Origin of the sequence: Solibacillus sp. FSL W8-0372, from assembly GCF_037969735.1 — a bacterium.
GTDB lineage: Bacteria > Bacillota > Bacilli > Bacillales_A > Planococcaceae > Solibacillus > Solibacillus faecavium.
Genome location: NZ_CP150204.1, coordinates 3,459,211 through 3,478,769 on the forward strand (window position 1 = coordinate 3,459,211; position 19,559 = coordinate 3,478,769).

General features: G+C 34.9%; 17 protein-coding genes and 1 riboswitch. Of the genes, 7 read left to right on the top strand and 10 right to left on the bottom strand.

What is annotated here, in order from left to right:
* Nucleotides 1-27: 27 nt before the first annotated feature.
* Nucleotides 28-127: riboswitch (TPP riboswitch) on the bottom strand.
* A 195-nt stretch (nt 128-322) separates the two neighbouring features.
* From MKY13_RS17750 to MKY13_RS17765, 4 genes are all read left to right on the top strand, one after another.
* Entirely contained in the window at nt 323-1,831 is a 1,509-nt protein-coding gene (locus tag MKY13_RS17750) for a spore germination protein (RefSeq protein WP_339214225.1), read from the top strand.
* Entirely contained in the window at nt 1,831-2,940 is a 1,110-nt protein-coding gene (locus tag MKY13_RS17755) for an endospore germination permease (protein WP_339214226.1), read from the top strand. The genes MKY13_RS17750 and MKY13_RS17755 overlap by 1 nt, the downstream gene beginning before the upstream one ends.
* Nucleotides 2,927-4,270, top strand: a complete 1,344-nt coding sequence (locus tag MKY13_RS17760) for a Ger(x)C family spore germination protein (RefSeq protein ID WP_339214227.1) — start codon at nt 2,927-2,929, stop codon at nt 4,268-4,270. Before MKY13_RS17755 ends, MKY13_RS17760 begins: the two co-directional genes overlap by 14 nt.
* Before the next feature lie 321 nt (nt 4,271-4,591).
* Nucleotides 4,592-5,308 carry a 3-ketoacyl-ACP reductase gene (locus tag MKY13_RS17765; RefSeq protein WP_339214229.1) on the top strand — a complete coding sequence of 239 codons (717 nt, stop codon included), beginning with the start codon at nt 4,592-4,594 and terminating at the stop codon, nt 5,306-5,308.
* Nucleotides 5,309-5,373: 65 nt separating this feature from the next.
* Here the strand turns inward: MKY13_RS17765 and MKY13_RS17770 are convergent, their stop codons facing one another.
* Nucleotides 5,374-6,279 carry an NAD(P)/FAD-dependent oxidoreductase gene (locus tag MKY13_RS17770; protein WP_339214231.1) on the bottom strand — a complete coding sequence of 302 codons (906 nt, stop codon included), beginning with the start codon at nt 6,277-6,279 and terminating at the stop codon, nt 5,374-5,376.
* A 248-nt stretch (nt 6,280-6,527) separates the two neighbouring features.
* Here MKY13_RS17770 and MKY13_RS17775 point away from each other — a divergent pair, with 248 nt between their 5' ends.
* Entirely contained in the window at nt 6,528-8,570 is a 2,043-nt protein-coding gene (locus tag MKY13_RS17775) for a S9 family peptidase (RefSeq protein ID WP_339214233.1), read from the top strand.
* 90 nt (nt 8,571-8,660) lie between these two features.
* On the opposite strand, the gene MKY13_RS17780 is transcribed toward MKY13_RS17775, so the two are convergent.
* From MKY13_RS17780 to MKY13_RS17815, 8 genes are all read right to left on the bottom strand, one after another.
* Nucleotides 8,661-10,688: an FtsX-like permease family protein gene (locus MKY13_RS17780; protein ID WP_191700944.1), complete on the bottom strand. Its 2,028-nt coding sequence runs from the start codon at nt 10,686-10,688 to the stop codon at nt 8,661-8,663.
* Nucleotides 10,678-11,445, bottom strand: coding sequence for an ABC transporter ATP-binding protein (locus MKY13_RS17785; RefSeq protein ID WP_191700943.1), 768 nt, complete (start codon nt 11,443-11,445; stop codon nt 10,678-10,680). Before MKY13_RS17785 ends, MKY13_RS17780 begins: the two co-directional genes overlap by 11 nt.
* A 35-nt stretch (nt 11,446-11,480) precedes the next feature.
* Complete coding sequence (locus tag MKY13_RS17790; protein ID WP_339214237.1) at nt 11,481-11,900, bottom strand: hypothetical protein; 420 nt, start codon at nt 11,898-11,900, stop codon at nt 11,481-11,483.
* Nucleotides 11,901-12,055: 155 nt separating this feature from the next.
* Nucleotides 12,056-13,069, bottom strand: a complete 1,014-nt coding sequence (locus tag MKY13_RS17795; RefSeq protein ID WP_191700941.1) for a sensor histidine kinase — start codon at nt 13,067-13,069, stop codon at nt 12,056-12,058.
* The gene (locus tag MKY13_RS17800) at nt 13,066-13,734 is read right to left on the bottom strand and encodes a response regulator transcription factor (protein ID WP_191700940.1); all 669 of its coding nucleotides are present in this window, start codon (nt 13,732-13,734) and stop codon (nt 13,066-13,068) included. Before MKY13_RS17800 ends, MKY13_RS17795 begins: the two co-directional genes overlap by 4 nt.
* Before the next feature lie 45 nt (nt 13,735-13,779).
* Nucleotides 13,780-14,259 (bottom strand): VanZ family protein, encoded by a 480-nt coding sequence (locus tag MKY13_RS17805; protein ID WP_191700939.1) that lies wholly within the window; start codon nt 14,257-14,259, stop codon nt 13,780-13,782.
* Between the two features lie 393 nt (nt 14,260-14,652).
* Entirely contained in the window at nt 14,653-15,396 is a 744-nt protein-coding gene (locus MKY13_RS17810; protein WP_191700938.1) for a glucose 1-dehydrogenase, read from the bottom strand.
* Between the two features lie 141 nt (nt 15,397-15,537).
* Nucleotides 15,538-15,861, bottom strand: coding sequence for an alpha/beta-type small acid-soluble spore protein (locus MKY13_RS17815; protein WP_318245219.1), 324 nt, complete (start codon nt 15,859-15,861; stop codon nt 15,538-15,540).
* A gap of 462 nt (nt 15,862-16,323) precedes the next feature.
* Here MKY13_RS17815 and MKY13_RS17820 point away from each other — a divergent pair, with 462 nt between their 5' ends.
* Nucleotides 16,324-17,343 carry a hypothetical protein gene (locus MKY13_RS17820; protein ID WP_339214241.1) on the top strand — a complete coding sequence of 340 codons (1,020 nt, stop codon included), beginning with the start codon at nt 16,324-16,326 and terminating at the stop codon, nt 17,341-17,343.
* A 275-nt stretch (nt 17,344-17,618) separates the two neighbouring features.
* Entirely contained in the window at nt 17,619-18,341 is a 723-nt protein-coding gene (locus tag MKY13_RS17825; protein ID WP_191700935.1) for a DUF421 domain-containing protein, read from the top strand.
* A gap of 66 nt (nt 18,342-18,407) precedes the next feature.
* On the opposite strand, the gene MKY13_RS17830 is transcribed toward MKY13_RS17825, so the two are convergent.
* Nucleotides 18,408-19,463: a 2,3-butanediol dehydrogenase gene (locus MKY13_RS17830; RefSeq protein ID WP_191700934.1), complete on the bottom strand. Its 1,056-nt coding sequence runs from the start codon at nt 19,461-19,463 to the stop codon at nt 18,408-18,410.
* Between the last annotated feature and the right edge of the window lie 96 nt (nt 19,464-19,559).

The window sequence follows — 19,559 nt, forward strand, 5'->3', positions numbered from 1 at the left end:
GGAAAGCACAATTCAAATTATTGCTTATAAATATAATGAATCGCTTCCCTACACCAGTGTTAACTGACAGGTTCAAAGAGTCAGGTTTTAACCTTCTCAACTCCAAAGAGTCCCCCCGCAATATATGCTATTTTGTTTGTTCCTTCATATTATCAACAGGTATGTTGAATGTCAAATTCATACATTTTGATCGCTCGTTCATTCTAAGCTACATCCACATTTTAAAGGTTCAATAATACATCGAATTAAAGTATGAATTGCATATTATTTGGAAAAAATAAAACAATAAACTTATTACATCATTTGAACAGGAGTTAAGAAAATGGTCCAATCTTCAAATGAAAAAAACAATAGTCGCCAATATCTCGATGGCCAATTAGATGAAAATATTGCAGTAATAAAAAAAATACTTGGAAATTCTGCAGATCTTATTATCCGAAAAAGCAGAATTGGCCGGTTGAACCATCCTTTTGCTTTAATTTATATAAAAGGGCTTATAAACGAGGATTTATTAAATAAAAATATATTAAAAATTCTTGAATTAAACAGAAAACATATTCACTCGAATTTGTTTGATCATGTCTATGAAGAAATACTTGCCATTGCTGAAATCAACAGATCAAAGGAAATGAAGCAGGTAATTAAGACGCTTTTAGCCGGCGATACAGTTTTCTTACTGGAAGGTGAAAGTGAAGCCGCTCTTATCGGAACGAGCGGAATGGAATATCGCGCGCTTGAGGAACCGCAATCTGAATCAGTAATTCGAGGGTCCAGAGTAGGGTTTATAGAGAATTTTAAAATTAACCTCTCGCTCATTCGCCAGGAAATCAAAGACCCCAATCTTCGAGTCGATATGATGGAAGTTGGCACACATTCCAACCAGAAAATTGCCATTTGTTATATTGATGGAGTTGTAAGAGAAGACCTTTTACAGGAAGTTTTGCGTCGCGTTAAAACAATTGATATTGATTTCGCACCGGATTCTGGATTTATTGAACAGTGGATTGAAGATAATCTTCTGTCACCCTTTCCACAAATTTTAGATACAGAAAGACCGGATAGGGTGGCTTTCAATATATTGAGAGGTAAAATAGCCATTATTGTTGAAGGGTCACCCTTTGCTCTCTTAATGCCTATCACTTTCGGGGATTCATTAAAGTCAATAGAAGACTATAACCAACGTTGGTTAATAAGTTCATTATTACGATTATTGCGCTTATTCTCTTTCTACATGACTATATTTTTACCAGCCCTATATGTTGCATTAATTTCATACCATCCAGAATTAATTCCGGCTCAGCTATTATTTACGATAACTGCCGCTAGGGAAGGGATTCCATTTCCGTCCTTAATTGAAGCTTTAATCCTCGTCTTTTTTTATGAAGTATTGCAGGAGGCTGGAACAAGACTCCCCTATAAAATCAGTCAAACAATTGGGATTGTAGGCGGTATAGTTATTGGTCAACTTGCCGTTATGGCGGGGATTGTAACTCCCATCATGGTTATAGTTATTTCTCTAACAGCTATTTGTGCATTCACAATACCCAATTACAGCTTTGCGATTGGCTTGCGAATAGTTCGTCTCGCTACTATATTTGCTGCTGCAACTTTAGGACTATACGGAATTATTTTAGTATTTATTATGATTTATGTTCATCTTGCCAACTTAAAAAGTATTGGTGTTCCATATACACAATCTTTTTCTCCCGGCAACTTATGGACCCTTGAAAATATTGTCGTAAGGGCTCCGATTACAGTATTGTCAAAACGCTCATTTCAGCCATTCCTGAAATCGAATAGAAAAAAGAAAGACGGAGGATCAGTGAAGTAATGAAACTTTATAAAAACAATGAATCGATTCAAGATAAAGACATTATGTTTGCTGTTGCTTCGAATACGATTAGTATTACAATTCTATTTTTGCCTCGGTATATAACCGAACATACTGTATCTTCTGATGGCTGGATGGCAATTTTATTCGGTGGGTTGATCGCGATTCTTTTAGGATGGATTTTAGCAAAAATAGCGGTATCCTTCCCAAATGAACCCTTTTTCTCTTTTGCTTCCTATTTAGTATCAAAGCCAGTGGCAGTCATACTATGCTTTATTTTTGTTTTTCAATATATTATTATCTCTTCGTTTCAAATGAGGGAAATGGCTACCTTGTCTCAGGAGTACTTTTTTGATCGTACTCCATTAGAAGTTGTCTGTTTAGCTTTTATCCTTGTCGTTGTATATGCTGTTTCAGGCTCACGGATGGCCATTTTTAAATTAAATATTCTCTTTTTCCCGTTTGTTGTCGGCGGTTTAATTTTATTAATTATTGCTCCGATGTGGGCTATTAAGCTTGAAAATTTACTTCCTGTGTTTCAAACCGATTTTAAAGGACTTCAGTCTGGAACAATATCCAGTTTGAACGCATTTTTGGGATTTGGTATCGTGTTATTTTATATTTCACTTATCAAGAAACCCGAAAAAGCCCCAAAAATGACGGTCTTAGGTATATTATTTCCATTTACCTTCTATATCATTATTTTTATTATTTGTGTAGGTGTCTTTGGAAATGCAACGGTCAAAAATCTTTATTATCCTGTATTCGAGCTTTCGAAAATCATATCGATTCCAGGCATTTTCTTCGAACGTTTTGATTCGATTTTATTTATCATCTGGACAATTATTGTATTTACAACCTGCTTAATGGCATTTGATATTGCAGTAATGCTCATTAACCAGCTAATTCCTAAATTAGCCAAACAAACGATTATTTTTATTTTGTCACCCATCATTTTCTTTTTAGCCATGATACCTAAAAACTTTATTCAAATTAATAACATTGCAAAATATATGGCCTATTTAGAAATAGTTTATATGGTATTCGTCATATTTCTACTAGGAACTATGCTATTAATAAGAGGTAGGAGAACCCATGATTCCTTATAAAAAACTAATATTTTTAATTTGTTGTCTCCCACTTACAGCCGGTTGCTGGGATAATCTTGAAGTAGAAGATCGAAGTTTTGTAACAGGGATTGCGATAGACCTAGCTAATAATAAACCCGCTCCTTCAGAAGAAAGTGTGGCTGCTAGGGACTCAAAAGGTCAACAGCAGCAGAACTCACAGCAGCAAAAAAATCAACCTTCATCAGGGCAAGAACGCATAAAACAAAATCAAAATGAATCTTCATTACAAACCGATGAAAGAGTTTTAAATTATGAAAAAGATGAGGATTATGAACAAAATGAAAATAATAAATTCAAATTAACACAACAGCTTTTAAATCCGTCTACCTTTAGCTCACAACAAAACACTAACAATTCAAACGCCACTTCATTTCGTAACCTATCACAAACAGGTGACACCATTATTGAAATGAACCGTGATATGATAAAACAGGCTGGAAGTAGGACAAACGTGACACATTTAAATATTGTCCTTTTTTCGGAAGCCCTTGCAAAAGAAGAGTATTTATTTGCTGATCTAATGGATATTTTCCTTCGAGAAAAAGAAATGTTACGGAGCGTGAAAATCGCCATTACGGAGGAGCAATCAAGCGATTATTTATCAATTCTCCCTGAAAACGAGAAAATACCAAGTAAATATTTATCCAAAGTTTTGGAAAATAAGTCGACCTTAGATATTGCCCAACCTTTAACTGTGGGAAATGTTCAATCCTATTTGTTAATGAATCGAAGTTTTATTATTCCTTTTATTAGTCAGGTAAATTCAACGACAGTTAATTATGATGGAGTTTCGGTATACAGCGGTATTAAGAATAAAGTTGTTGGAAATTTAATTGGAGATGAAGCAAAAGGAGTAAATTTTATTCAATCCAAAAATCAGACAGGGACGATTAACACAAAACTTGATGATCACGATGTCACCTTCGAAATCTTAAACATCCAAAGTAAAATATCACTGAAAGATAAGAAAATGCCATTAAAATTCAATATTAAAATCGACGTTGCTAGCGGAGTTGCTGAACAGTATGGCCAACTTGATGTTATGAAGGAAGAAAATTACGAAAAGCTAAAAAGCATTTTAGAAAAAGAAATTAAAGAAATAACGGAACATACCATCTCTATTTTACAGAATGAGTTATATACAGACGTTATCGGATTAAACACTTATTTATATGAAAAGCATTACCCGCTTTGGAAATCCATTAAAGAAGAATGGGAAGAGGGTCAGCATTATTTCATGAAGAGTGATATACAAGTTGATGTCAACGCAACTATCGAAAAGCCAGGCAACATTATAAAATCACACTAAAGGTGGAATTTTTTTGTGGAATAGTCTTATGGAACATTTTACTGATATACCTACTATGCTTTGTACCTTCCTGTCATTTTTTATTCCATATACAGTTTCCAAAATATATAACAATTTTTCCCACCATACAAATCCTCCTTGGAAGAACGAAGAAAATTAGCATGCTCGTATCCTTTACAATACGAAAAACCATGAGTAGAATAAAGTTAGTTTTAGAATAATACTTGATTTATTTTTGGTGAAAAAGCACGATCCAGTTTGAGGATATCGATTTCTTTATTTCGCTATAATAAATCAATCTTATTTAAAGGAGCAAAAAAGATGCAAACAATTACAGGAAAAGTGGCATTAATCACCGGAGCAGGGCGTGGAATTGGAAAAGCAACAGCAATCGCTTTTGCTAAAGAAGGAATTCACGTAGGTCTTGTCGGACGTTCACTTGAAAATTTACAGCAAGTGGCAGAGGAACTTAAACAATATGACGTTAAGGTAGCTATTGCTTCGGCAAATGTGGCAGATTTAGACTCTATAACTACAGCAGTTGAGTCAATTCGAAGCGAACTTGGAGCAATCGATATTTTAGTAAATAATGCTGGTATTTCAAAATTCGGCGGTTTCATGGACTTAACACCTGAAGAATGGACAAATATCATCGATGTTAACGTAAAAGGTGTATACTATACAACACGTGCAGTATTACCTGAAATGATTGAGCGCAATACAGGCGATATCATCAATATCTCATCTACAGCTGGTCAAAAAGGGGCACCGGTTACAAGTGCATACTCAGCTTCTAAGGCTGCAGTAATCGGATTAAGTGAGTCGTTAATGCTTGAAGTACGTAAGAAAAATATTCGCGTTACAACTTTAACACCAAGTACGGTTGCAACTGACATGGCGGTTGAGCTGAACTTAACAGACGGCAACCCAGAAAAAGTTATGCAAGCAGAAGATTTAGCAGACTTAATGGTTGCACAATTAAAGCTTCATCCACGTGTTGTATTAAAGCATGCTGGACTTTGGTCAAATAACCCATAATAGAACCGATCAAAAATAAGGCGCTATCCAATGTATTTTGGATAGCGCCATTTATTTTTTAACATTTAAAAGCGTTCCATCGTAAGGTCAGTATTTACGGAAACTGCAGCTTTATTACCCTTTGCTGCTGAAATCATTAGCGAGGAAGGTCTGTTTCTTTCAGTTTCTCCCGAAATATATATGTTCTTCTCACTTGTTCTGCCAACGCCATCTGTTTTAACTTTTCCGTCTTCATCCAACTCACACCCAAGTTTTTCAGCGAATTGATTCGTGCGATAATAAATTGGTGCCACAAATCCACCTGACCTTAAAATCGTTTCCCCAGTATCAAACTCGATTTTCTGTAAATAACCATCTTCCCCTATTAAATTCTTTATTGGGTCAGATATTATTTTGATATTGCGTCTTTGTAACTCTGCAGTACCTTCTGGAGAGAGTGTTATTCCATTCGTTAAAACAACTAAATCCTCCGACCAATTATATATAACTTTAGTCAGATGGAGTGCATGCTTTTCTTTTTCTGCAATGACAATCAATGGCTTATCTCTTTGCTCCCAGCCATCACAATACGGACAACTAAATAAGCTCTTCCCGTAAAATTCCCTTATCCCTTGTATAGAAAATACTTCTTGAATACCGGTAGCTAATATAATCTTTTCAGTAACATACTCCTGTCCATTGGATGCTTTGACAAAAAATCTCTCATTACCTTTATCCTTAATTATTTCAGTAACGGTTGCATGAGCGAACGAGACAGAAGGATATTTCTCCAGTTCTTTTAAACCCAGTTCTTTAAACTCTTGAGGCTTTATACCATCTCGAGTAATAAATCCATGCGATTCTTGCGTCATTGTATTCCTGTTTGTATCATCATCAAACAACATAATTTTTCTTCTAGCTCTACCTAAAATCAAACTTGCACTTAACCCCGATGGTCCACCGCCTATAACGATGCAATCTAGGACATTCATTTTTTACCTCCCCACTGAGCTGGTTATTATTTTAAACGGGATATCCCCATTAAAGGTCAAATTCATTTATACCCTCTCTTGTTTATTTTGAACCAAAAGCCTTAGAGTATCCTTAAAAATGAAATGTTTATAGCTTCTCCATTTCTATTTGGTGAACTCTTCCTGCAAACAAGGAAATTGTAGCTTTTTAGAGGATTATCCAAAGATTTATCGAAATTATTGGGTTATATCAAGGGGGAGAATTATAGATGAATAAACTAATTGCAAAGCAAATACCTCATACGTTTGAGCTGCATGGAGACGTTCGGCATGATGAATACTATTGGATGAAGGATAAATCCAATCCAGAAGTAATCGCTTATTTAGAACAGGAAAACATGTATTATGATGAGGTTATGAAACCATTGGAAACTTTAACTTCCGAGCTTTATGAAGCAATGATAGCACGTATTCCTGCTTCAGAGAGCCAGGTACCTGTTCAAAAGGGACCTTACTTTTATTACTATCGTTCAGAAAAGGAAAAACAATATCCTATATATGCTCGTAAACGTGCAGAGAATCGTATGGCATTAGCATCTTCTGAAGAAGAAATTACAATAGATGAAAATGCTCTTGCTCACAATGATGACTATTTAAATGTTACTGAGCAGCGTTATTCAACAGATCACCGCTATGTTGCCTATTTGGAAAATCGTGACGGAACAGATAGCTATACTCTATTTATAAAAGATTTACACACTGGTGATTTGCTAGAAGATAAAATTCCAAACGTTTATATTTACAGTAGTGTTGAATGGAGTAACTGTGGACAATACATTTTTTATGTGAAGCTAAACGAATTACAAAGACCCTATCAAGTATGGCGTCATGAAATAGGGACTAATAATACAGCAGATGTCCTTTTATTTGAAGAATCCAACGTAACATTTAATTTATATATTAACAAATCAAGAAGTAACCGCTTTATTTTTATTGTTTCGCAATCTACTACAACTTCAGAAATACAATTAATTGATGGGGATTCGCCACTAGTAGCCCCACAATTATTTGAAGCACGCCGTGAAGGTATTGAATACGACTTAGAGCATTGGGAAGACGACCTTTTAGTACTAACGAATGAAAATGCTCTAAACTTCAAACTGCTTCGTTGTCCATTAGATAACTTTAATGAGCGTACCTCCGTTGTTCCTTACGACGAAAATCGGTTTATGGAAAATATTTATCCTTTTAAACGTCACGTCTATGTAACAGGTCGTGAAAATGGCTTAAAGCAGGTTTGGCGTATCGAAGGCGATTCTCTTGTTCGGTTAGAATGGGATGAGGATATTTATTCAGTATCGCTAGTTTCGAATCAAGACTATGAAGCAACTGAGGTGTTAGTTCAATACGAATCATTTTTAACTCCTAAGACGACAATCCGTATTGATATTGAATCGGGAGTAAAGGAAGTTTTACAAGAGGCGCCTGTTACAGGTGAATATGACCGTGATCAATTTGTACAGCAGCAAGTTTGGGCAACAGCAGCTGATGGAGTAAAGGTTCCTATACTACTTCATTATCGAAAGGATGCTCTTAACAACGGACCCGCACCGCTTATTTTAAATGCTTACGGTTCATATGGTTATAGTAGTGACCCGTTTTTCAGCGCCTATCGCCTGCCTATCCTTAATAAAGGGGTAATAATTGCAATTGCGCAAGTACGTGGTGGTTCAGAGCTAGGACGCACGTGGTACTTTAATGGAAAAATGCAGAAAAAGCGCAATAGTTTCACAGACTTTATCGATGCCGCAGACTATTTAATCGAGCAAGAATTTACAACAACTGAACTTATTGCAGCTCGCGGCGGGAGTGCTGGTGGTTTGTTAGTCGGTGCTGTAGCTAATATGGCAGGAGATCGTTTTAAAGTCATTGTTCCAGAAGTACCGTTTGTCGATATTGTCACAACGATGTTGGATGATTCAATCCCATTAACAACTTTAGAGTGGGACGAATGGGGCAACCCGCAAAATGAAGACGATTATTTCTATATGAAATCTTACAGTCCATACGACAATGTAGAAGCAAAGCCTTACCCACATATGTATATCACGACAGGTATAAATGACCCGCGCGTCGGCTACTGGGAGCCTGCGAAATGGGTAGCCCGTCTTCGTGAATTTAAAACAGACGACAATACACTTGTATTAAAAACAAACATGGGTGCCGGTCACTTTGGCGCATCCGGACGTTTCAACCAGCTACGTGAACTTGCTGAAGGATATTCGTTTATTTTGAGTAAGTTTGGATTTTAGACAAATTTGAATTCCATAACAAAACGCATCCTCTCAAATGAAGATGCGTTTTGTTTTACTTACCTTACTTAATTAAATTAATTACTATCACTAATTCCTACTTTTCACAATATTTTTAAAGCCTACATACGTTGCATAAAAGTATCCTCCGTATATTATGAGAAGCGCTGATATAATTATGAACATGGAACTCCCTATTATACTTTGGCTGTAAGTCTTGAAAACTTCGTTAACCATACTAATTCCGACGATGGAATGAATAATAGCTAACCCTAAAGGTATCGCAAAATAAATCAGGTTTTGAATTAAAATCGCTTTGTTAATTAATTTTTCTGTGACGCCAATTCTCCGTAAAGATTGATAGCGTTCCAAGCTGTCGCTAGCATCAGATAACTGTTGCAATGCCATTACTGCAGCACTCGATATTAGAAAGATAAGCCCTAAATAAATGCCCAGAAAAACAATTGTAGCTGATAATCCATGTACTCTTGTATTTACCTGGTCAATTGTATTCCCAAGCACTAAATAATTAATACCATCTACAGTACTATCATTCCAAAGACTAGTAAATAAATCAGTAAATTTTTCCTCTGACTTTTTAGGATCGATACCTTCAAACATTACATTAAAGCCTGTTTTATCTAATATCAGCTCACCGGAAAAATCGTCCGGAACGATGAGATAAAAGAAGGATAGAGCCGTGGCAGTAGTCAATATATTTTCTGCAATAGGTATATCATTTTTAATCGTATAGTCTTTGCCTTCAATGTTGATGATGTCTTCATTATCCATAAACTTATCCAATGCCTTATTCATATGGCCATAATTCGATACGATCAATACTTCGTTACCCTTTAACTCAATAGGCTTCTGCCCTTTAAGCTGGACACTGGAATTATAATCCGATATTTTAACAGCAGATAAGGCACCCATCATATAGTTTTTCTGAAAATCTAGCAGTTCCTGCTCACTCAAATAATTTGTTAACAGATCCTCTAAAGTAAGCGTTAGTTTATACTCACTAAAAAAAGTATGTTTTTCATCCGCTTGAAATTTAAAGTCAATTTTTTCTAAAAAGTTCTCTATCTCGTTCTCTTCTTCTTGATGTTTATCATTGGCAATGAGCACCGATGAAGCATCAAAAGAAGTATTTCCTTCGACCATTTTATCGTTGGTACTTTTAAAACTAAACATAGTAAATAAAAGGGTAATCGTTAAAAAAAGCATCAGACATATTACAGTCATTGAGACGAAGTTCGTATTAATTTTGTTATTGATCTGTCTTAAAATAAAGATATTTAAATCCTTTAAATATAATTTCTTATTCTTTTGTACAATATGAATCATGAAGTTGGATAGGCTGAAAAAGAATAGCAACGTTCCAATAACGCCCATCAAAAGAGCTGCTATCAATAAAATCCCTTCAGAATTCATCCCATTTTCTAGTATAAGTGCATATGCAATTGCCAAAACAATTAAAGATATAAGAAAGGTAAAAATGGAGACATATGCATTCTTTAGTTTTACTACTTCATTTTTCTTCGCTGCATTCAGCATGTCGATCAATTTATATTTCGAAATTGTCACTTGATTGAAGATCATGACAAGAAGATAAATAATGCCAAAATAAACAGCAGTTTTAATGACTGCTCCAAATGAAACAACAAATTTATATTGACTCATTTCAACGGCCAATAGTTGGGCTGTAATTACTGACAAGCCTTGTGAAACAATAATTCCAAGTGCAGTCCCTACTACTAGGGATATAAGACCAATCAATAAAGTTTCAAATATTAGGATTCTAGAAATTTTACCTTTTGACATTCCGAGGGTCATATATATGCCCAATTCTTTTTTTCGTTTTTTAATTAAGAAATTGTTGGCATAAGTAATCAATCCACCAAGAATAAAAGAGACAAATATTGATGTTCCAGCGATTAGTTTATTAAAAGTTAACATATATTCCGAGGTACTTTTGCCCATTTCCAGCATGGCTGTCTGTTCTTCAAAGGAATTGAAGCTGTAAAATATGCAGACGGCAATGGTTAATGTTAAAAAATAGATGGAATAATCCCGAAAGCTTCTTTTCACATTATTTAGCGCAATTTTATAAAACATTCCCCGCATCCCCTCCAAGTAAAGTTACAACTTCAATGATCTTATTGAAGAATTCCTTTCTCGTATCGTCTCCACGTATCAGTTCATTAAAAATACGTCCATCTTTAATAAAGAGAATTCGGTGAGCATAGCTAGCTGTAAAGGCGTCATGAGTAACCATAAGTATTGTAGACTCGAATTCTTTGTTCAGCTTTTCAAATGTATCTAAAAGCAGTCTTGCAGATTTAGAATCAAGAGCCCCTGTTGGTTCATCCGCCAAAATGAGTGAAGGCTCTGTAACTAATGCCCTTGCTGAGGCTACTCGCTGCTTTTGCCCTCCCGACAATTGGTAAGGAAACTTATTTAATAGCTCAGCAATTTCAAGTTTCTTAGCAACATCTTTAATCAAACGATCAATTTCTCTAGTCCCTCTATTTTGTATTGTAAGAGCTAATGCGATATTTTCGTAGGCAGTCAGTGTATCCAGCAGGTTGAAATCTTGGAAGATGAAACCTAACTCATCGCGTCTGAAATTTTCCAAAGCTTTTCGCTTAAGAACTGTAATATCCTTATTATTGATATTAATATGACCTGTTGTAATCGTATCAATAGTAGAAATACAATTTAAAAGGGTCGTCTTGCCACTACCTGACGGACCCATAATTCCTACAAACTCTCCCTTTTCTACTTGAAAGCTAATATTGTCGATTGCTTTTGTTACATTTCCTTTATGCCCAAAATATTTTTCGATTTTTTCAACGGTTAATATACTGTTCATTGCTTTCCCTCCACACTCCTGATTCATAAAGCACTCTATTTTTTCACGTAAAATTCAGCGGTAGTTTCGCTAATTGGGCTACCCTTTACAAATATCGTTACCATGTAACGGCCTTCTTTGGCATCATCGGGAATCGTTAGCTTAGCAGTAAAATACCCTGCATCATTTAAAACTATATTTTCTTCAACATGCAATCTATTTGATGTTTTGACTTGATCTTTATACCATATGACCTTTGCTTCTTTTATCCAAAATCGGTTAACTTCTGCAGAGAAATATACTGTATCTCCATGTGAAAATTTGTTTGTAAAATCTATTGGATTACCTTTTCCATCGACACTTCCTGAAGTAACACCATCTACAATTTTTGGACCATTATAGTAATTATACCCGTTATAAGTCCCTATCAATAAAACAGCAACGATTGCTATTACTGCAATAACCAATTTATTCATTTTAATTTCCTCCTGTTCACTTCTTGTCATTATCATAACAAGGTTACTTAGCGCTACATATCGGTTTATCTTTTAATAAAGTTACATTTTTGCAAGATTGGAAATAAAAAAACGGATGTCCGACTTATTAGTCAGGCATCCGTTTTTTTAATGATTCAATTCAGTAAATTTACACTTCCAATCGGAAAGACAATGCTAACCTTTGTTCCTTCACCTGCTTTAGAAGTTAAGGTAAGTCCTAAACCAAGCTGCTCTGAAAGTTTTTTGCATAAGTAAAGGCCAATCCCAGTAGACTGTCCATACTTTCGGCCATTCTCTCCTGTAAACCCTTTTTCGAAAACTCTATTTAAATCCTTATCTATAATACCAATACCATTATCCTCTATAGTAAGTATAATGTTATTTTCATTTTTAATTGTACTGATTGTTACTTTCCCATCCCGTCGCGCAATATATTTAGTTGCATTTCCAACCAGTTGGTTCACTATGAATTCCAGCCATTTGGCGTCACTGTATATCACACCATCTACCGCATTAATATCGAGGGCGATTCCTTTGCTAATAAAATCTCTCGAATTTCTCTTTATTACCCTTTTGACAAGATCAGGTAAAGACACCTCTTTAATTATATAATCCTTACTGACATTATTGCTTCTTGAATAATATAGAACCTGTTCAATGTATTCTTCAACCTTTTTTATTTCATCATGAATATTTCGGGTAGTGTCACTTGGATTGTTTTCTATTATTAAGCGAGTTGATGCAATCGGAGTTTTTATCTCATGTACCCATGTTTCTATATATTCTCTATACTCATTTTCCCGGTCTCTGTACTTCTTTACATGCTCATGCATATCCTTATTTGCCAGACGCAATATATCATATAGAAGTTTACCTTCAATGTTTTCTGGTTCGGTCATAATCTCGGACAACAAATATTTTTTATCCAAGGTGTCTATAATGCCGGTTAACTCGTTATATAACATTTTCTGTTTAATAAATTCTAAAATTATATAGGAAAGTATAGGGAAAAACCAAATACAGAAAGTCAATAATATGAGGTTCCAGCTACTGTTAATCAGTAGCATAATCCCACCTATTATGGTGAATAGTATAAAATTCAGCACCAAAAACAGCGTTCTCTCTTTTAAATATTCTTTAAATTTCATGGCAGAATATAACCTAATCCGCGTCTAGTTTCGATATTATCTTGCATCCCTATTCCTTCAAGCTTCTTCCTTAGTCTAGTCACATTAACAGATAAGTTATTATCATCGACAAAAATATCCGCATTCCACATAAAATCCATTAAATCATCCCTTGAAACAATTTTCCCCTTACTTTTAATTAAGCAGGAAAGTATTTTAAGTTCATTTTTCGTTAATTCTGCTGTATTTTCGTTATATGTCACAGATCCATTTAATAAGTTCAACTTTAGATCGTTATACGTAATAATATCCTGAATGTGGCTTCCATGAACTCTTCTTAATATCGATTCTATTCTTGCCAAGAGTATTTGAGTATTGAATGGCTTTGTTATAAAATCATCCGCACCTAAATTTATACTCATAAGTTCGTCCATTTCATAATCCCTGCTTGTCACTACAATTATTGGTACATCGGATTTTTTTCTTATTTCTCTGCATATATAGTATCCATCTGTCACAGGTAGATTGATGTCCAATAGTATAAGTTCTGGTTCTTCTGTTAGTGTATCATTTATGATATTTTCAAAGTTCGTTAAGGCAACTACTTCATAGCCATACCTAATTAAAAAGTTTTTTAGTTCTTCTCTTATCGTTTCGGTGTCTTCTATAATAATAATCTTTGCCATAGATTCACTCCCTTTATCGAAATTTTACACTCTATACATTTAATACTAGTAATTATAAAGAAATAGAATTACAGTTAATAAAAATACCGGGATCCCAATTACAAGTGACAGAACCGATATGGCACTATGCACCCGCTCTTTCGTTTTGAACATTACTTTTATTACTAGGTAAATACTAATCCCAATTAATCCACCCATTGTATTTAACAATAAATCATCAATATCACTTACTCCGCGCTTAAAAATGTATTGGAATACTTCAATTCCCAAGCTTGCGCCAATAACTACCCACATTGCTTTCCAGAAATTAAATTTTTTCAAAAAATTTGCAGCATAGAGACCTAGCGGAATAAACATAAGAATATTCCCCCATACATTTAATGTAAAGCCCTCGTCTGTTATCATATCAAATGGAACTAAATTAACGCTTCGTCTCGCATCCCGCGCAAAAAATACCGTTTCTATTAATAAATAAGCATAGAATAATAATACAATCCAAAATGCTACTTTTAAAATTTTTTTCATAAGCTTGCCTCCTAAAACTCCTTCATTTATCATAGCCTGTAAATCTTAAGATAAAACTATTAAAATTCTTAAGATTGCTCCTCCCTTTAAAAAGCAGAAAAAAAAGAGGCTGGGACATAAGTAGAAATTTCTTTGTAAAAGGGAAATACTCTTATGAAGAAATTGATATTATATGAATTGATTGGAGTGAAGGGGCGACTCCTGGGGGAACAGCGAAATTTATTTTGCGACGAGTAACCGCAGGAGCACCGACGCCTGAGACGATCGTGTAAGGCCGTGCCCTGGAAAGCGTCCCCGTAACGGAAATCAATTCTGGCAGAAGCAGAAAAACATCCATTTTTTTCTTGAAAAAATGGATGTTTTTCGTTTTGTCCCAGGCTCGAATAATTTTATTTATAGATCAGAAATCATACCGCCATCTACTACAAATTGACTTCCTGTCGAATAGCTTGAATCATCAGATGCAAGATATACAACTAAATTAGAAACTTCTACTACTTCTGCTCTTCTTCTTAAAGGAATATCCTTTTCAAGTTGCTTAAGATATTCTTCCACATCTGGTTGATCTGCCATAGGTGTTTTAATAATTCCCGGGTGTACAGAGTTTACACGAATGTTATATTGCCCAAGCTCTGCAGCCGCACCCTTCGTCATACCAGTTACAGCATGTTTAGAGGCACTGTACGCAATAGCTGTAGGCGCACTGACCAAGCCATCTACAGAGGAAATATTAATAATAGAACCGATGCCCGCTTTTTTCATAGAAGGAAGAACTTTTTGCATCCCTAAAAATACGCCAAGCTCATCTACTTTAAATGTTAATTCAAAATCTTTTACAGTTAGTTCTTCCAATGTTTTGAAAATCCCAATTCCCGCATTGTTAACTAACACGTTTATAGGACCGAATGTTTCTTCAGTTTTTGCTACAACCTCTATCCAATTTTCTTCACTTGCCACATCTAATTTAAGAGCGATTACATTTTCTCCTACTTCATCCGCTAGTTTTTTCGCACCGTCAAAGTTAAGGTCAGTAATTGCTACTTTTGCACCTTCCTCCACAAATTTTCGAACGTGCATGGCACCCATACCTTGTGCTGCTCCTGTTATTATCGCTACTTTACCATCTAATTTCCCCATATTTTCCTCCAATTTATAATAAAATTTTGCTTACTGTCTCACAATATTATTTGTAAATGTACTCTTTTTATCCATGTCAAAAAAAAAGAAAAATGCTTAGTTCATATCTAAGCATTTTTCATATACCAATTTTCTTGCCAATTAATTATAAAAGTTACTCTTTGGGGAATCATAATGTCCAGGGATCGGCAGTAAATCTCCGTGGTACTCCTCTGGCCAAGGAAGCATAAGCTGCTTTTTCATAACATCTTCCCTTTTTACTTCTATAGGTACTAATTCTCGTTGCGTCATCTGAACTAATTGCATTTTTCCTAATTCAATAAGTCTTTTAGTCATTTCACCGCCAATTTTACCGTTCACTCTAGATGGCAGTTCACCTTTATCGATTAAATCGTAGTTATCAATTCCAAACTCGGCTGCTATTTCAAGTTTCATTTGTTCCAGTTTATTTTGTATCTGGGTCATTATCGCACCTCCCTTTTCCATTAATATAAGCAGGTTTTAAAATAATATCCTCAGCTAGTATATGAGATAAATGAGTAACTTTGGTAATGGGAATTTATAATCCATGTCTCATTTCAAGTTTTCCTAATCTTTGTAAATATATTACCCTTTTTTTATATTTCCCACTTTTAATCTTTAACCATAGTTGCTAAAAATGTTCTCTCGATTAAATCTCAATCCTAACTCAGTCTTTTAAATTTACATTCATCAATTATTTATTTTAATTGACGTTAATTTAACATTTTAAAAGAATTATATATATGCTATTAGTCATAATATATTTAAAATATTAAAAAGTAGAATTAACTATAGTAAAATTCTCACTAAAATTAGGCATAAAAGATATAACCCACGAGTATAATATGGTAATTACTACTAATTTGGATTGTAGTATACAAATAATATTATTGGGGGAATTATTTAATGGGTTATTTTTCAGGGAAAGCACTAATTTTAGCAGGCACTTTACTTACATCAGCATCATTAACAGTTGTTGCGTATGATGGTTCTGAAACATTAAATGCAATTAAAAGCAAAATTTCTATTCAAACGGATCAAGTAGTAAAATACGATCAAAATCAACAAGCCTTAATCAATAAAGTTCAGGAACTTCAAAAGGATGCTAACGCTAAAATTAAAAAAGCTAATAATTTTATAGCTAGTCAGAAGGTTACTATTACCAATCTTAAAGGCGACGTTGTAAAGCTTAATGGCAAAATTTCCGAATTGCAAACAACAATTGATAAAAAAGATAAGCAAATATCTGGACTAGTGAAAAGTCTAGAAGAAGTTGGTAATAACTTCAAAGCTTTAGAGTTGAGTTACAATCAACTGCTTGCTTCTAATACAGCTACTTTAAAAGAGTTAGAAGATACTAAACTTAAACTTGATGAAGCTACTACATTTATAAAAGACTTGAAAGCTCGGATTGCAGAATTGGAAGCAGAATTAGATAAAGCTAACGCTGACCTTAAAGAAACTACAGAAAAGCTAAATCACACGCAAGCTCAACTTGAAGAACAAACTGCTAAGTATAATGAGGCTGTTAAACAAAGAGACCAGCTTCAAACTGAATTAGATGCAGCGGTAGCTAAAGCTAAAAAAGATGCAGAATTAATAGAAGACTTAAATAATACAGTCACAGAATTTAAAGATACTGTGTATGATTTAAAAGAAGAGGGAGATGAAGAAATTAACAAGGCTAATGGCGAAATTACTAAAGCTGAGGGAATAATTGAAACGGCTAATACTGAGTTAAAAGATGCTAATGATGCTCAGGATGCCGCGAACGCAGAAGTAAAGGAAGCTAATGCAGATGTAGAGAATTTTGGTAACGAAGTTAATGAAATTATGAATAAAGCTAAGGATTTAAAAGCAAAAGAAATTCAAGATGTATTAAATCTTAAGATAGATGATGTAGTGACAAATGGTAAATTTGATTAATTATTAAGATCGATTCCTCTAGCTGAGGAATTTTCAGAACCCGGAATTTTTATAATTCCGGGTTTTTCTATTTTAATTGTTTATTTAATAAGTTTTAATTATCCAAAAATGAAAGTAATACTTTTACATTGAGATTGGAATGATCTTTTGTACCACACCTCATATCTTATTTTTATAAAATATTTAAAGTCGTAATATTAAACGCTCGAAATGGAAACGTTGTCTATAGAGATAATCTATTTTTCAAGTAAATATTGGAAGATTGAGGTGCGTACATGCTTGACTTTATAAAAGATATTCTTATTGTCTTGGCAAGAATACTAACTATTTTACCCTTGCTGTTGTTTACTACCCTATTCATGGGCAAACGGGCAATTGGGGAAATACCCGTATTTGATTTTTTGATTGTAATTATACTAGGAGCAGTCGTAGGAGCTGATATTGCTGACCCAAACATTGAACACGCACCAACTTTTATAGCAATCATTTTTATTGGACTATTTCAAAGAGTTGTGGCAAACTGGAAAATTTCAAATCGGAAAGTTGGTAAGCTTTTAACACTTGAACCTACTGTTGTGATACAAGATGGGAAATTTATTACGAATAACCTTAAGAGTATCCGATACTCAATTGATAACATTCTTCAAATGCTTAGAGAAAAGGATGTATTTGATATTAGTGAAGTTGAAACTGCTATTATAGAACCGAGTGGATCTTTAAGTGTATTAAAAAAGCCTGAGAAAACTACTGTGACTAGAGAAGATTTGAATTTAGGGTCATTTAAGTCCTCTATGGCCTTTCCAGTTATTATAGAAGGAACTATCTATTCGGAGGTTCTAAGAGAGATAAATCTTAACGAAGCATGGTTAATACAGCAATTATCCGAACAAGGGATTAATGAGCTAAGCGATGTATTTTTTGCCTCTATAAACCGTAATCTTGAACTGCACGTCTCTATAAAAGATGAATGGAATACAGCCCCACCAATAAAACACTGATGTGGTTAAATTGCTATTCAGAGTATTGAAAAACGACTTATCCTCTAGTAGGATAAGCCGTTTTTTCTATTTAGAAGAGACAAGGATTTTAATCTGATCTTTATCATTTACTAATGTTTCGAAGCCTTCCGTAACAACCTCGTCCAATGTAATTCGTTTTGTAACTAATTTGTCCGCCGGGAAGTAGCCTTTTGTCATCAGGTGCATAACAGCCGGGAAAATATCACGGTACGCGATAATCCCTTTTACGTTACGTTCTGATAATACGATGTTGTTTGGCTGAATAGATGCTTCTTTTTCCCAAATCGACACGATGATTGTTTCACCTTCGAATGAAGTGGAATCAATTGCTTGTTGCAATACGATTGGTACACCTGTAACCTCGAATGCTACGTCTGCGCCACCGTTTGTCAACTCCTGAATTTTACCTGCTACATCAGCTTCTTCAGCAGGATTAATAACGGCTGTTGCACCTAGTTCTAACGCTTTCGCTCCGCGCTCTTCCGATAATTCTACAGCATAAATTTCCGATGCACCCGCTACTTTCAATGCCTCAATTACCAATAAACCAATTGGACCTACACCAAAGACAACAGCTTTATCGCCTGCTTTTAATTTACTCATACGAATCGAGTGTAATGCGACTGCTGCCGGCTCTACTAAAGCACCCTGCTCTAAAGATAATCCTTCTGGCATTTTATGTACCCAGCGCTCATCAACCACTGTAAATTCGGATAAACCGCCTCCGCCACCCGATAAACCATGGAATCCTAAGTGTTTACAAACATTATATTTCCCTTTTAAACAGGCGGCACATTTGCCACATGCTAAAATCGGTTCAACTACAACTAAATCACCAATATTTACGCTTGTAACACCCTCCCCCACTTCTACAACTGTACCAGAAAATTCATGGCCCATGACAATTGGTGCCACTTCTTTACTTACTGCGTGTGGTGCATCTACTGGAACGAAAATTGGTCCTGCTACATATTCATGAAGATCACTACCGCAAATACCTGTCCATGCGACTTGAATTTTGACACGCCCTGCTGTCACCTGAGGCTCTTCAATCTGCTCAACCCGAATATCCTTTGCTTTATACCAACGTGCTGCTTTCATGATTATCACTCCATTAAAAGTAATTACTACGTGTGTAGTATTACTTCAAGTATACAGAGCCCAACGAATAAACTTTTTGAATATAATGTTAATTTT